Here is a 12,519-nt window from a genome sequence, read left to right as displayed (position 1 = left end):
GGTGGTCGTATCTGGATTCGCGTGTTCCCTGACAAGCCAATATCCCAAAAACCCGCAGAAGTGCGTATGGGTAACGGTAAAGGTAACCCCGAGTACTACGTGGCTGAAATCCAGCCCGGCAAGATCGTGTTTGAAATCGTGGGTGTCTCTGAAGAGCTGGCTCGTGAAGCGTTCCGTTTGGCTGCCGCCAAGCTGCCGCTGCGCACCACCTTCGTGTCGCGCATGATCGGTCAGTAATCAGGAGAAATTGATATGAAAACGACTGAATTACGCCAAAAAGACGTCACCGGCTTGCAGGCCGAAGTCAAAGCGCTGCAAAAAGCACACTTTGGTTTGCGCATGCAAAAAGCGACCCAGCAACTCAACAATACAGCCACGCTGCGTACCGCGCGCCGTGATATCGCTCGCGCCAAGACCATTCTGGTCGAAAAGCAAGCCGCTGTGCCATCCGCCAAATAAGGAGCGAAACATGACGGAAGCTAAAACATCCCTCAAGCGCACCTTGGTCGGCAAGGTGGTCAGCGACAAGCGCGCGAAGACCGTGACCGTGCTGATCGAGCGCCGTGTCAAGCACGAGCTCTACGGCAAGATCGTCGCCAAGTCCAGCAAGTACCACGCTCATGACGAAAAGGGCGAATACAAGTTGGGCGACATGATTGAAATCACTGAAAGCCGTCCTATCTCAAAGACCAAGAACTGGGTGGCTACGCGCCTGGTTCAAAAGGCCTCGCTGGTCTAAGTCTTTCCATAGGCTGCATGTCAGCACATTAGAAAACGGCTCACAATTGTGAGCCGTTTTTATTTTTTCTTTTATTTTTAATTCAGGAGTTAGCCATGATCCAAGTCGGTGACCAGTTACCAGCCGCAACGCTGATGGAATTCCATGAAACCGAAGAGGGGGGCTGCAGTATTGGCCCCAATCCCGTCGATGTGGTTGCGGCCAGCGCTGGCAAGACCATTGCATTGTTTGCTTTGCCTGGTGCCTTCACCCCCACCTGCTCAGCCAAACATGTGCCGGGTTACATCGCCAATCACGATGCGCTCAGAGCTGCTGGCGTTGATGAAATCTGGTGTGTCAGCGTCAACGATGCTTTTGTGATGGGTGCCTGGGCACGTGACCAGAAAACCGGCGACAAGGTACGCATGCTCGGCGATGGCGATGCTGTCTTTGCCAAAGCAACAGGCCTGACGCTCGACCTGACCGGTAAAGGCATGGGGTTGCGCAGTGCCCGTTACTCGATGCTTGTCAAGAACGGCAAAGTCGTCACACTCAACATCGAGGCCCCAGGCAAATTTGAAGTGAGCGATGCTGCCACCATGCTGGCACAGGCCAAGGCCTGATCAAAGGCGCGCCATCAGGTAGTGGGCCCCCTCAATTGGATTGAAGTAATAGGGGGGCACTTCGACGAAACCCAGATCCTGGTACATGGCGCGCGCTGTTTCCATTTCACTCAGGGTGTCCAGCAGCATGTAGGTGTAGCCGGCTTGCTGCGCCGCCTCCATCACAGACTCAGCCAGACGCCGACCCAGGCCGCCACCGCGCAGGGCCGGACGTACATAAAGACGTTTCATTTCGCAGGCGTTGGGATAATCTGCTGCGTCAAGTGGTCGCAGGGCACAGCAGCCAACCAGTTCGCGCTGCGATCGGGCCAGCATGAGCGTTCCCCGCGGCGGGGCATAGTCGCCAGGTAGCGCGGCCAGTTCGGCGTCAAAATTCTGGAAACACAGGTCAATGGGCAGACTCTTGGCATATTCCGTAAACAGTGATCGCACGGTGGCCAACTCCGTCATGTCAGTCAGTGGCTGGATTTGAATGGATTCAGATGTCATGTGGCGAGTCGATGTGTTGGCCATTAGCCATTGAGGCCGATGACAAGGCTGCTGACCAGTGCAGCGCAAGCCAGGAAAATCAGCCCGGCACGGCGTCGCTCTGGTCGGCCATCACGGGCGCTGGGTGCCTGAATAGGGACTGACTTGTCCCCTGTGATCATGGGGGTGACAAGGTCGTCGTGTTTGCGGAAATAGTAAAAGGCAATCGCACCCAGGTGCAAAGCCACCAGCCCCAACAGGATGAATTTGCCAATCTCTTTGTGATAGAAAGTGGCGTTGCCGACCCAGGTCGACGACACAAAACGGACCAATAGACCCGCAGCGGCAATTTCATCATCGCTTATCAAACCTGAGGCAACTTGCAGGCTCAGCAAGGCCAGCATGGTCACCACAGACAGGGCGCCCAGTGGGTTATGACCGACGCAGTCCTGCGGATTGTCTTGGCCTTGCAGGTAACGCCAGATCAGCAATGGGGGGACCACGAAAGTGGAAAAACGCGACCAATGGCCACCAGACAAGCCCCAGACAAAACGAAATAACAACAAAGTCAGCACGCCATAGCCAAAGCGGAAATGCCAGTCCATGGCCGTGCCGCCCACTTGACTGGTGACAAACAAGCCGACAACACACAGGGACAACGCCCAATGAAACATGCGCGTTGGAGCATCCCAGACACGAACAAGCACAGCCATCAATTCCTTTCAAGACACCGCAGAGCGATGCAACGAATTCTCATACACTTTGCAATCCTGTTTGTTTTAGTTTAACGACGAAAGATCCTCCATGAAAACACGCACGGCTTGTCTTCTGGCTGCCACAGCGCTCACCATGGCCGTACCCGCTTCGGCACAATTTGCCAAAGCCGAAGATGCCATCAAGTACCGCCAAGGTGCCCTGTTTGTGATGCAACAGAATTTTTCACGGGTCGCTGGCATGGCTGCAGGAAAAATCCCGTTTGATGCCAAAGTTGCCGCTGAGAGTGCCGCAGTTGCGGAGTTCATGTCCAAACTGCCCTGGGCCGGCTTTGGTCCTGGGACCGACAAGGGCGATACCGATGCCAAGCCTGAGGTATGGACCCAAAAGGCAAAGTTTGATGATTACGCCAAAAAATTGCAGTCTGAAATGGGCAAGCTGGCAGTTGCAGCAAAGTCCGGTCATCTGGACGCCATCAAGTCTGCTGTTGGTGCCACCGGTGGTGCATGCAAGTCATGCCATGATGACTTCCGTGCCCGGTAATCAGGCTGAAGGTATGGTTCGTGCACGTTGCACAGGAGTCTGACACTGGCTGGTATGACGGGCGTTAAGATGCCGCTATGCAACAAACTGGAAAGCATCACCATGAATCGCCGTCGTTTTAATGTCCTTTCCTCCGCTATGCTGGCAGGCTCCTGTATGGGCCTGCATGCGACAGTCTACGCACTGTCGCTCAACGATGTGACCAACGCCCAGGCCTCGCAGGGGCTCAAATTGGCGTTGGAAAAGGGCGCCATTGCGGCCGTCAAATTGTTGGGTCAGCCTAATGGTTTTACCGGCAACGACAAGGTCCGTATTCCGCTGCCGGGCGTTCTGGAAGATGTCGCCAAACTGCTGCGTGGCTTGGGCCAGGGAGCCCGCCTTGATGAACTGGTTCTGGCCATGAACCAGGCTGCAGAGACCGCCGTGCCACTGGCGCGCGACATGCTGGTGGGTGCAGTGAAAACCATGAACGTGCAGGACGCCAAGAAAATCCTCACCGGTGGAGAAACATCGGTGACAGAATTTTTTACCGAGAAAACACGCCAAGCCCTGAGCGTGAAATTTTTACCTGTGGTCACAAAAGTCACCTCTCGCGTCAATCTGGCAGACAAATACAACCAGATTGCTGGCAAGGCTGCAGGCATGGGTTTGCTCAAAAAAGATCAGGTGTCGATAGAGCAGTACGTCACTGCCAAATCACTGGATGGCCTTTACCTCATGATTGGCGAAGAGGAGAAAAAAATACGACAGGACCCGGTGGGCACCGGCAACGCCGTGCTGCAAAAAGTGTTTGGTGCCCTGCGATCCTGATGGCTGATTCTGCTGTGACCGACCGGCTGTCAAGGCGCAATGCCATTTTGGTATTTGTTGCCTTTGCCTTTGCCTACTTTCTCTCGGCCCTGATTCGGGCCATCACGGCCACGCTGTCGCCTACGTTGACGCAGGAGTTTGTCCTGAACGCGCAGGATCTGGGGCTGCTGGCAGGCGGCTATTTTTTGGGTTTTGCTGCGACCCAGTTGCCCCTGGGTGCCTGGCTGGATCGGTATGGCCCTAAAAAGGTGATTGTGTATTTCTTGCTGGTGGCCGTGCTGGGTTGTGCGGCCTTTGCCATGGCTGACAGCTTTCGGGGCCTGCTACTGGCTCGCGTTCTCACGGGGATTGGCGTCAGCGCCTGTCTGATGGCGCCGCTGACGGGCTACCGGCGCTGGTTCGCAGCCGCCTCACAAATGCGTGCCAACTCCTGGATGTTGATGACAGGTTCCTTTGGCATGGTGGCCTCCACCATGCCGGTGCAATGGTTGATGCCCCTGGTGGGGTGGCGTGCCTTGTTCTGGGGGCTTGCGGCACTGGTGTTTTTGGCCATGTTGCTGATCGCCTGGCAGGCGCCGCACTGGCAGAATAGCGTGCCGGCTGCGAACTCCCAGGCTAGCGCCAGGCCCAGCTATGGCGCAGTCTGGCGTCACCCCTATTTCAGACGTATGGCGCCTATGGCGTTTTTCATTTATGGCGGACTGGTGGCCATGCAAACCCTGTGGGCCTCGCCGTGGATGATTCGCGTGGCGGGGTTTACCCCATTGCAAGCGGCTATGGGCCTGTTCTGGATCAACATGGCCATGCTGATCACTTTTTGGACTTGGGGTATGGTCTACCCAGGGTTCGCTCACCGGGGCTACACCGCTGACCGCCTGATTGGCTACGGCATGCCGGTGAGCTTTATTCTGCTGACCATCATCATTGCAGTGGGCCCCGCCATCGGGGTGTGGGCAGGTGTTGCCTGGGCTTTGTATTGTGTGAGTTGTACGTTTATCTCTCTGGCTCAACCCGCTGTAGCCATGGCTTTCCCTGCCAATCTGGCGGGGCGGGCCTTGTCGTCTTACAACTTGCTCATCTTTGCTGGCGTGTTTGCCGTGCAGTGGGGCATTGGTCTGGCCATCGATGGATTTCGCTCCCTGGGTTGGCAAGAGGTGCCAGCTTTTCAGATGGCCATGACGGTCTACTTGCTTTGCACGGTTGCTTCCTATGCGTATTTTTGGGTAACAAAAAGTCATAATCAGGCAATGCGTTGAACGACGTGAGCCATCACCATCCCCACTAAAAAATACAGCACCCGTGAACGACATATCCAACGGAATTTTCATCATTGCACATGCGCCACTGGCAACTGCCTTGCGTCAGTGTGTGCTGCATGTTTTTCCGGATGCCGCTGCCTCGCTGGCCGTGCTGGATGTCCAGCCCAACACGCCGGCTGATGAATCCCTGGCCACGGCACGCATGACCATGGCACTGCTCAATACCGAGCACACGCTAATCCTGACCGACATGTTTGGCGCCACTCCCTGCAATGTGGCGCAAAAACTGGTGGACGGACTGAACTCCCGACTGGTGGCTGGGGTGAACCTGCCCATGCTGCTGCGTGCCATCACCTATCGCAACGAATCCATGGACGCCCTGGTGGCGCGTGTGCTTGCCGGCGGCACCCAGGGCGTGATGCAGGTGGCTGTCACGGCGCCACAAAATCAGCAACGAAAAAACAATGATCAAAACCACGACCACCATCAGCAATAAATTGGGTCTCCATGCGCGTGCTTCTGCCAAGTTGACCAAACTGGCAGGCAGCTTCCCGTGTGAGGTCTGGATGATGCGCGGCGAACGTCGCGTCAATGCCAAAAGCATCATGGGCGTGATGATGCTGGCCGCCGGAATGGGTTCGGAAATTGAAATTGAAACCAATGGCGAGCAGGAACAGCAGGCTATGGAGGCCTTGTTGTATCTGGTGGCAGACAAGTTCGGAGAAGGTGAATGACCTTTGCCATTCACGGTCTGGCGGTGGCTCGTGGTATCGCCATCGGACGGGCGGTGCTGGTGGCTTCCAGCAGACTGGATGTCGCACATTACTTTATCGAGCCAGCGCAGGTCAGCGCTGAAATCAACCGGGTACGTGATGCCCGTGATGCGGTGGTGGCAGAAATTCGCCGGCTGCAAACCAGTATTGGCCACATGGGGCCCAAAGAAACCCCACAGGAGTTGTCGGCACTGCTCGATGTCCACCTGATGCTGTTACAGGACCAGGAGTTGGCGGCAGGCGTGCAGCACTGGATCAAGGACCGGCTTTACAACGCGGAGTGGGCCCTGACTTCCCAGCTTGATGTCGTGGCGCGTCAGTTTGACGAAATGGAAGACGACTACTTGCGCGAGCGCAAGGCCGATCTGGAGCAGATCACCGAAAAAGTCCTGCGTGCCATGCGCGGCGTGTCATCACCGCTGATTCAGCCCCTGGGGCGTGCCGGGCGGCAAACCTCACAACAGGATTTGTTGCTCGATGACACGGTGGACGTGCCGCTGATTCTGGTGGCACATGATCTCTCTCCAGCAGACATGCTGCAATTCAAGCAAAGTGTTTTTGCCGGGTTCATCACCGATGTGGGGGGCAAGACTTCACATACCGCCATTGTGGCGCGCAGTCTGGACATACCGGCGGTGGTGGGTGCGCGTTTGAGCAGTCATCTGATTCAGCAGGACGACTGGGTGGTGATCGACGGGAACGCGGGTGTGGTGGTGGTGGACCCCTCGCCGATCATTCTGGCCGAGTATGGCTTCAAGCAGCGCCAGGTTGAACTCCAGCGTGGCCGCCTGGCACGGCTGCTGCATACCCCGGCCATGACGCTGGATGGGCAGAAAATTGAACTCCTGGCCAATATCGAAATGCCGGACGATGCAAGCTCGGCGCTGAAGGCCGGTGCGGTTGGCGTGGGGCTGTTCCGCAGCGAGTTTTTGTTCATGGGGCGCCACGGCAAGCTGCCCAATGAAGAGGAGCAGTACCTTGCTTACCGGCGCGCGGTGGAGGGCATGCAGGGATTGCCGGTCACTATCCGCACCGTCGATGTCGGCGCCGACAAGCCGCTCGATGACACCCTGCGCGACGATGCCCACCTGAACCCGGCCCTGGGTTTGCGGGCAATCCGCTGGAGTCTGGCCGACCCCGCCATGTTCCTGACACAACTGCGCGCCATTTTGCGTGCGGCTGCCCATGGTCAGGTCCATTTGCTGATTCCCATGCTGGTGCATGCGCGTGAAATCCGCCAGACCATGGCGCTGATTGACCACGCCCGTGTACAACTGGACAACCGTGGCGTGGCTTATGGACCGGTCAAGATCGGTGCCATGATCGAAATCCCCGCGGCCGCGCTGACGCTCAAGGTGTTCCTCAAGTACTTTGATTTTTTGTCCATCGGCACCAATGACCTGATTCAGTACACCCTGGCCATTGACCGGGCGGACGAGTCGGTCGCGCATCTCTATGACCCGATGCACCCGGCGGTCTTGCGTTTGGTGGCCAACACCATTGCCGAGGGCCATGCGCAGGGTAAGCCGATCAGCCTGTGCGGCGAAATGGCGGGTGACGTCAGCATGACCCGTATGCTGCTGGGCATGGGATTGCGCAGCTTTTCCATGCATCCGGCACAAATCCTGGCCGTCAAGCAGGAGGTGTTGCGTGCCGATACCAACAAGCTGGCGCCCTGGGCGACAGAATTGATTGCCGAAGACGAACCCATGATCAAGCCGCAAAAAACGGATTGATTGGCCCCCCGTGATTTAAAACAGCCGGAACAGCATCGGCAGCAACAGGGATGCCAGCACCACCTGGAGCCCCAATGCCAGCCCGGCAAAGGCGCCGGCATCGCTGTTGACCTGCAGTGCCCGTGCCGCGCCAATCCCGTGGGCCGCCGTTCCCAAGGAAAACCCGCGAGCCATCCAGCCATGTCCATCCATTGGAATCTTCAAGCGGTCAAACAGGGTTTTGCCACTGAGCGCGCCCACCATGCCCGTCACCACCGCAAACACGGCGGCCAGTGCCGGAATGCCGCCAATTTTGTCGGCAATGCCCATGGCGACAGGGGCGGTGACCGATTTGGGCGCCAGTGACAGCACCACCTCGTGCGGTAAACCGGCCAGCCAGCCCAGCAGCAGCGCCGATCCGCTGGCCGCCGCACCACCCACCACGGCGGCGGCCAGCAAGGCGAACCCGTGTTGGCGCAGGGCTGCACGCCGTTCCCACAGCGGCCAGGCCAGCGCGACCACGGCAGGCCCCAGCAGAAAATGGATGAACTGCGCACCGGAAAAATAAGTGGGGTAGTCCACGCCGGTCAGGGTGAGCACGCTGGCCAAAGTGAGCACCGACCACAACACCGGATTGGCCCAGGCGGCTTGGTTCAGTCGCGCATACAGGGCTTGTGCCAGCACGTAAATCACCAGCGTGGCGGTCAGGCCGAATAGCGGCGTGGCAGACAGGTAAATCCACAATTCGACAAATCTAGGCATCGGTTTGCCCCTTGAACATTCGCAGCACCAGTACCGTCACGGCCAGTCCGATCCAGGTGGACAACACAATCACCGCCAGCATGCGCACGCCGTACTGCCCCAGCAGACCCAGGTGTGTCATCACCCCCACGCCCACCGGCACAAACAGCAAAGACAGGTGCGAGAGCAGGAAATTGGCGCACGCCGCCACAGGCTCCCGCACAGCGGGCAAGCGCAGCGCCATCAGCAGCAGCAACATGCCGATCACCGGCCCCGGAAAGGGCAGGCCCAGGCCACGCGAAAGCAGTTCACCCAAAGATTGCATGGCCAGCAGCCAGGCCAGTCCGCGCAGCCCATTCATGGGGTGATCACGTGAACGTGAAAAAGCATTGTCATTGCGAGCGTAGCGCGGCAATCCATGCCGATTAGAAGTTAGAAGCGCGGCAAGTCCGGGTGCCTGATCTGGCCGCCGCGCACCAGCATCTTGCCGTATTCGGCGCAGCGGTTCAGCGTCGGGATGACCTTGCCGGGATTGAGCAGGCCCTTGGTGTCGAAGGCGCGTTTGACACCAAACATCTGCTCGTTTTCAGCGGCACTGAACTGCACGCACATGCTGTTGAGTTTTTCCACCCCCACGCCGTGCTCCCCGGTCACGGTGCCGCCCATGGCCACGCTGGTTTCCAGAATGTCGGCGCCAAACAGCTCGCAACGGTGCAGCTGGTCAGGGTCGTTGGCATCAAACAAAATCAGCGGGTGCAGGTTGCCGTCGCCGGCGTGAAACACGTTGGCGCAGCGCAGCTGGTACTTTTTTTCCATTTGCTGAATGGCCAGCAAAATGTCGGCCACGCGCTTGCGCGGAATCGTGCTGTCCATGCACATGTAGTCGGGGCTGATGCGGCCGCTGGCGGGGAAGGCATTTTTGCGCCCGCTCCAGAACTTCAGACGCTCCTGTTCGTTCTGGCTGATCGCAACTTTGGTGGCGCCCGCGGCCAGCAACACGTCACTCATGCGGCCAATTTCTTCTTCGACTTCTTCCGGTGTGCCGTCGCTCTCGCACAACAAAATCGCCTCGGCGGTCAGGTCGTAGCCGGCGTGTACATAGTCTTCTACTGCCGCCGTCATGGGCTTGTCCATCATTTCCAGGCCGGCCGGGATGATGCCGGCGGCAATCACTGCCGCGACGGCTTCACCGGCCTTGCGGATGTCATCGAAGCTGGCCATGATGCAGCGTGCCAGCATCGGTTTTGGGATAAGTTTGACGGTGACTTCAAGCACCACCGCCAGCATGCCCTCCGAACCGATCACCACGCTCATCAGATCGTAGCCGGGTGCGTCCAGCGCGTCCGAGCCGAATACAACCGGCTCGCCTTCCATGCTGAAGCCCTTGATCTTGACGATATTGTGCAAGGTCAGGCCATATTTGAGACAGTGCACGCCACCCGAATTTTCGGCCACATTGCCGCCAATGGTGCAGGCAATCTGGCTGCTGGGGTCCGGTGCGTAATACAGTCCCAGCGGTGCCGCCGCCTCGCTGATGGCCAGGTTGCGCACACCGCATTGCACCACTGCCGTGCGTGATACCGGGTCAAGTTTCAGGATTTTGTTGAATTTGGCCATTGACAGGGTCACACCCAAGGCGTTCGGCATGGCGCCGCCCGACAGGCCGGTGCCGGCACCGCGCGCGACCACCGGAACATTCAGGGCGTGGCAGGTTTTGAGCACCGCCGCCACCTGGGCCTCATTCTCTGGCAGTGCCACCACCAGCGGGCGCTGACGGTAGGCGGTCAAACCGTCGCACTCGTACGGCGTCGTGTCCTCGCTGTTCCAGAGCAGGGCGTGGGCGGGCAAATGAGCAGACAGGCCTTGTACGACCTGAGCCTGACGCTCTGTTCTTTGCAGGGCTGAAAATTCTTGTGGCATCGCAGAGGCGTTCATCTGAATCCTTGTATTGACCGGTTTGGATGAACCGGATGGGAGAGCCATGACTTTAATGCTTGCCGCTGGCATCGCCGTTGAGCATTTTTATAAGCCTTGTTGAAATTCCTCAAGCCAGGCTTTGTTGCAGCCAATCAGAAAATGCGACACATTCCCAGCGTTCCATCATGCCGGTGCGCCAGCAGAGGTAGTGGGCATGCGGGCTGGGAACATTGCTGGCAAAGACCTCGCTGGTGCCCAGGTGGACCAGCGAGCCGTTTTCCAGCCAGGGTTGAGCCAGCTTGAGCCGGATCAGCGCAATGCCCATGCCGGCAGCCGCGCCATCGCACATCAGGCCGACATCGTTGAACTGTGAACCCTCCGTGGGTTCGGGCCAGTCCAGTCCACGGGCGGCAAACCAGGTACGCCAGGGCTCCAGCGGGCTGCGCAGCAATTCTTCGCCTTCCATATCCTGCGCCACTTCAAACGGCCCGTGTTCGCGCACAAAGGCGGGGGAGGCCAGGGGCGTGACTTCATCCTTGAGCAGGCAAAAATGCTCGACATCAGCGTAGCGGCCGGTGCCAAAACGGATCATCAGGTCGGCGTCTTCGGCCACCACGTCCAGCAGCGGAATGGAGATTTGCAGGGTGAGATCAATCTCGGGGTAGGCCTCGGTAAACTGGCGCAGCCGCGGAATCAGAATGGCGCGCGCAAAGGTCGGTGTGACCGCCAGGCGCAGCTTTCGCTTGCCCGGCAGCGCAGCCGAACTGGGAAACTTCTGCAGCATGGCCAGACCGTCGCGCACATGCGCGAGGTACGCAACGCCCTCGATGGTGAGCGAAAAATCGGCCCGGCCAAACAATTTGGTACCAATGATTTGTTCAAGCTGCTTGACGCGGTGGCTCACCGCACTGGGCGTGACGCACAGTTCTTCTGCCGTTTGCGTCACGCTGCGAAGACGCGCCAGCGCTTCAAATGTCAACAGGCATTGAATGGGGGGAATGCGGACGATGGCCATGCCATGATTGTGGCAGCGGATGATTTGAATGCACTGCGTAGAATCCCTGCCCTATGACCGACCGCACTGCCGTACTTGCCCAATACCTGATCCCCAAGCAAGCCATTACCTTGCTGGCTGGACGCATTGCCCGTGTCCGTGGCGGCAGGTTCACCACCCGACTGATTGCCTGGTTTGTCCAGCGTTACCGCGTCAACATGTTGGAGGCGGCCAATCCGGACATCGCCAGCTATGCCACTTTCAACGACTTTTTCACCCGCGCCCTCAAAGACGGTGCCAGGTCCCTGGCGCAAGCCGAACTGATTTGCCCGGTCGATGGCACCATCAGCCAGTTTGGCCGTATCGAAGGCCAGCAGATATTCCAGGCCAAGGGGCACCACTACAGCAGCACTGCACTGGTGGGCGGTGATGCCGCCCTGGCCGCGCAGTTTGACAACGGCCACTTTGCCACGCTGTACCTGAGCCCGCGCGACTACCATCGCATTCACATGCCGTGCGCCGGGCGTTTGCTGCGCATGATCTATGTGCCGGGCGATCTGTTTTCGGTCAACCCCGCCACCGCACGCGGCGTACCCGGCCTGTTCGCCCGTAACGAACGCGTGGTCTGCGTGTTTGCGGGCGCGCGTGGCCCGTTTGTGCTGGTGCTGGTGGGCGCCACCATTGTGGGCAGTATGGCAACCACCTGGCATGGTGCGGTCAATGCCCCGCGTCCAGGTTGTTTGAGTGAATGGCGCTATGACCGCGAGAACATCACGTTTCAGCAAGGCGACGAGATGGGCCGCTTCTTGCTGGGCTCCACTGTGGTCATGCTGTTTCCGCAGGGGCCATTGCAGTTCAACCCGGCTTGGCAGCCGGGCGGCGCGATCCAACTGGGTGACGTGATGGCGCAAGGCGTTTGACAAGTCAGGCAGACAGCGACCGCCCTCAACAGGCCTCACAGGCCTGTGCCGCCTGGTTGACTTCGATGCGCATCTGTTCAGTCAGATGCGCCTGAAAAACCCGCATTGACATCAATCGATCCATGGTACTTCCGGTGAATTGGACGCCGTGATTGTTGCGCAATCAACAACATGTCAATGATTATTGCATCATTTATCTTTTGAAATAGAAATTTAATAATTCAACCCATCGATGAGGCGCACACCATGAAACGCTTCAGAGAGAACGGACAGGCAAGAAATGACCTTCATCTGCCCAGACTTTTTTAACTTATCAAGGAACCT

General features: G+C 58.2%; 17 protein-coding genes. 11 read left to right on the top strand and 6 right to left on the bottom strand.

Translation table 11 applies throughout. From position 1 onward, the window contains the following. From rplP to NDJ10_RS15000, 4 genes are all read left to right on the top strand, one after another. On the top strand, positions 1 to 237 hold a 237-nt coding region (gene rplP / locus NDJ10_RS15015), incomplete at its 5' end, for a 50S ribosomal protein L16 (protein WP_296163773.1). A gap of 15 nt (positions 238 to 252) precedes the next feature. Beyond that, positions 253 to 459 (top strand): 50S ribosomal protein L29, encoded by a 207-nt coding sequence (rpmC, locus tag NDJ10_RS15010; RefSeq protein WP_296163771.1) that lies wholly within the window; start codon positions 253 to 255, stop codon positions 457 to 459. Between the two features lie 10 nt (positions 460 to 469). Continuing rightward, complete coding sequence (gene rpsQ, locus NDJ10_RS15005; RefSeq protein WP_296163768.1) at positions 470 to 739, top strand: 30S ribosomal protein S17; 270 nt, start codon at positions 470 to 472, stop codon at positions 737 to 739. 95 nt (positions 740 to 834) lie between these two features. Then, entirely contained in the window at positions 835 to 1,341 is a 507-nt protein-coding gene (locus NDJ10_RS15000) for a peroxiredoxin (protein WP_296163767.1), read from the top strand. On the opposite strand, the gene NDJ10_RS14995 is transcribed toward NDJ10_RS15000, so the two are convergent. Together NDJ10_RS14995 and NDJ10_RS14990 are read right to left on the bottom strand one after the other, a co-directional pair. After that, positions 1,342 to 1,830 carry a GNAT family N-acetyltransferase gene (locus tag NDJ10_RS14995; RefSeq protein ID WP_296163766.1) on the bottom strand — a complete coding sequence of 163 codons (489 nt, stop codon included), beginning with the start codon at positions 1,828 to 1,830 and terminating at the stop codon, positions 1,342 to 1,344. A gap of 23 nt (positions 1,831 to 1,853) precedes the next feature. Next, positions 1,854 to 2,522 carry a cytochrome b/b6 domain-containing protein gene (locus tag NDJ10_RS14990; protein WP_296163765.1) on the bottom strand — a complete coding sequence of 223 codons (669 nt, stop codon included), beginning with the start codon at positions 2,520 to 2,522 and terminating at the stop codon, positions 1,854 to 1,856. A gap of 91 nt (positions 2,523 to 2,613) precedes the next feature. On the opposite strand from NDJ10_RS14990, the gene NDJ10_RS14985 reads away from it, so the two are divergent. The 6 genes from NDJ10_RS14985 to ptsP all read left to right on the top strand — a co-directional run bounded on the left by NDJ10_RS14985 (position 2,614) and on the right by ptsP (position 7,644). Then, positions 2,614 to 3,066: a cytochrome c gene (locus tag NDJ10_RS14985; protein WP_296163763.1), complete on the top strand. Its 453-nt coding sequence runs from the start codon at positions 2,614 to 2,616 to the stop codon at positions 3,064 to 3,066. A gap of 102 nt (positions 3,067 to 3,168) precedes the next feature. Then, a complete protein-coding gene (locus NDJ10_RS14980) occupies positions 3,169 to 3,876 on the top strand; it encodes a DUF4197 domain-containing protein (protein WP_296163762.1) in 708 nt (235 codons plus the stop codon). After that, positions 3,876 to 5,132: an MFS transporter gene (locus tag NDJ10_RS14975; protein ID WP_296163760.1), complete on the top strand. Its 1,257-nt coding sequence runs from the start codon at positions 3,876 to 3,878 to the stop codon at positions 5,130 to 5,132. Before NDJ10_RS14980 ends, NDJ10_RS14975 begins: the two co-directional genes overlap by 1 nt. A gap of 52 nt (positions 5,133 to 5,184) precedes the next feature. Beyond that, the gene (locus NDJ10_RS14970) at positions 5,185 to 5,631 is read left to right on the top strand and encodes a PTS fructose transporter subunit IIA (RefSeq protein ID WP_296163775.1); all 447 of its coding nucleotides are present in this window, start codon (positions 5,185 to 5,187) and stop codon (positions 5,629 to 5,631) included. Next, positions 5,600 to 5,869, top strand: coding sequence for an HPr family phosphocarrier protein (locus tag NDJ10_RS14965; RefSeq protein WP_296163758.1), 270 nt, complete (start codon positions 5,600 to 5,602; stop codon positions 5,867 to 5,869). Before NDJ10_RS14970 ends, NDJ10_RS14965 begins: the two co-directional genes overlap by 32 nt. After that, on the top strand, positions 5,866 to 7,644 hold the full coding sequence (gene ptsP, locus NDJ10_RS14960; protein WP_296163756.1) for a phosphoenolpyruvate--protein phosphotransferase: 1,779 nt from the start codon (positions 5,866 to 5,868) through the stop codon (positions 7,642 to 7,644). The genes NDJ10_RS14965 and ptsP overlap by 4 nt, the downstream gene beginning before the upstream one ends. 15 nt (positions 7,645 to 7,659) lie before the next feature. Here the strand turns inward: ptsP and NDJ10_RS14955 are convergent, their stop codons facing one another. From NDJ10_RS14955 to NDJ10_RS14940, 4 genes are all read right to left on the bottom strand, one after another. Then, positions 7,660 to 8,385 carry an LrgB family protein gene (locus NDJ10_RS14955; protein ID WP_296163753.1) on the bottom strand — a complete coding sequence of 242 codons (726 nt, stop codon included), beginning with the start codon at positions 8,383 to 8,385 and terminating at the stop codon, positions 7,660 to 7,662. Then, the gene (locus NDJ10_RS14950; RefSeq protein ID WP_296163751.1) at positions 8,378 to 8,725 is read right to left on the bottom strand and encodes a CidA/LrgA family protein; all 348 of its coding nucleotides are present in this window, start codon (positions 8,723 to 8,725) and stop codon (positions 8,378 to 8,380) included. Before NDJ10_RS14950 ends, NDJ10_RS14955 begins: the two co-directional genes overlap by 8 nt. Before the next feature lie 71 nt (positions 8,726 to 8,796). Beyond that, complete coding sequence (locus NDJ10_RS14945) at positions 8,797 to 10,299, bottom strand: FAD-linked oxidase C-terminal domain-containing protein (RefSeq protein WP_296163749.1); 1,503 nt, start codon at positions 10,297 to 10,299, stop codon at positions 8,797 to 8,799. A gap of 109 nt (positions 10,300 to 10,408) precedes the next feature. Further along, on the bottom strand, positions 10,409 to 11,296 hold the full coding sequence (locus NDJ10_RS14940) for a LysR substrate-binding domain-containing protein (RefSeq protein ID WP_296163747.1): 888 nt from the start codon (positions 11,294 to 11,296) through the stop codon (positions 10,409 to 10,411). A gap of 53 nt (positions 11,297 to 11,349) precedes the next feature. Between NDJ10_RS14940 and asd the strand changes: the two genes are divergently transcribed. Continuing rightward, a complete protein-coding gene (gene asd / locus NDJ10_RS14935; protein WP_296163744.1) occupies positions 11,350 to 12,195 on the top strand; it encodes an archaetidylserine decarboxylase in 846 nt (281 codons plus the stop codon). Positions 12,196 to 12,519: the final 324 nt, after the last annotated feature.

It is taken from the genome of Rhodoferax sp. (assembly GCF_023700745.1).
Taxonomy (GTDB): Bacteria; Pseudomonadota; Gammaproteobacteria; order Burkholderiales; family Burkholderiaceae_C; genus Rhodoferax.
This window is presented reverse-complemented; position numbering and strand designations above follow the sequence as displayed.

Excerpts from the sequence above, each read along its gene's own strand:
- rpmC (WP_296163771.1), top strand. The coding sequence starts at position 253 with ATGAAAACGACTGAATTACGCCAAAAAGACGTCACCGGCTTGCAGGCC.
- rpsQ (WP_296163768.1), top strand. The coding sequence starts at position 470 with ATGACGGAAGCTAAAACATCCCTCAAGCGCACCTTGGTCGGCAAGGTG.
- NDJ10_RS15000 (WP_296163767.1), top strand. The coding sequence starts at position 835 with ATGATCCAAGTCGGTGACCAGTTACCAGCCGCAACGCTGATGGAATTC.
- NDJ10_RS14995 (WP_296163766.1), bottom strand. The coding sequence starts at position 1,830 with ATGACATCTGAATCCATTCAAATCCAGCCACTGACTGACATGACGGAG.
- NDJ10_RS14990 (WP_296163765.1), bottom strand. The coding sequence starts at position 2,522 with ATGGCTGTGCTTGTTCGTGTCTGGGATGCTCCAACGCGCATGTTTCAT.
- NDJ10_RS14985 (WP_296163763.1), top strand. The coding sequence starts at position 2,614 with ATGAAAACACGCACGGCTTGTCTTCTGGCTGCCACAGCGCTCACCATG.
- NDJ10_RS14980 (WP_296163762.1), top strand. The coding sequence starts at position 3,169 with ATGAATCGCCGTCGTTTTAATGTCCTTTCCTCCGCTATGCTGGCAGGC.
- NDJ10_RS14975 (WP_296163760.1), top strand. The coding sequence starts at position 3,876 with ATGGCTGATTCTGCTGTGACCGACCGGCTGTCAAGGCGCAATGCCATT.
- NDJ10_RS14965 (WP_296163758.1), top strand. The coding sequence starts at position 5,600 with ATGATCAAAACCACGACCACCATCAGCAATAAATTGGGTCTCCATGCG.
- ptsP (WP_296163756.1), top strand. The coding sequence starts at position 5,866 with ATGACCTTTGCCATTCACGGTCTGGCGGTGGCTCGTGGTATCGCCATC.
- NDJ10_RS14955 (WP_296163753.1), bottom strand. The coding sequence starts at position 8,385 with ATGCCTAGATTTGTCGAATTGTGGATTTACCTGTCTGCCACGCCGCTA.
- NDJ10_RS14950 (WP_296163751.1), bottom strand. The coding sequence starts at position 8,725 with ATGAATGGGCTGCGCGGACTGGCCTGGCTGCTGGCCATGCAATCTTTG.
- NDJ10_RS14945 (WP_296163749.1), bottom strand. The coding sequence starts at position 10,299 with ATGAACGCCTCTGCGATGCCACAAGAATTTTCAGCCCTGCAAAGAACA.
- NDJ10_RS14940 (WP_296163747.1), bottom strand. The coding sequence starts at position 11,296 with ATGGCCATCGTCCGCATTCCCCCCATTCAATGCCTGTTGACATTTGAA.
- asd (WP_296163744.1), top strand. The coding sequence starts at position 11,350 with ATGACCGACCGCACTGCCGTACTTGCCCAATACCTGATCCCCAAGCAA.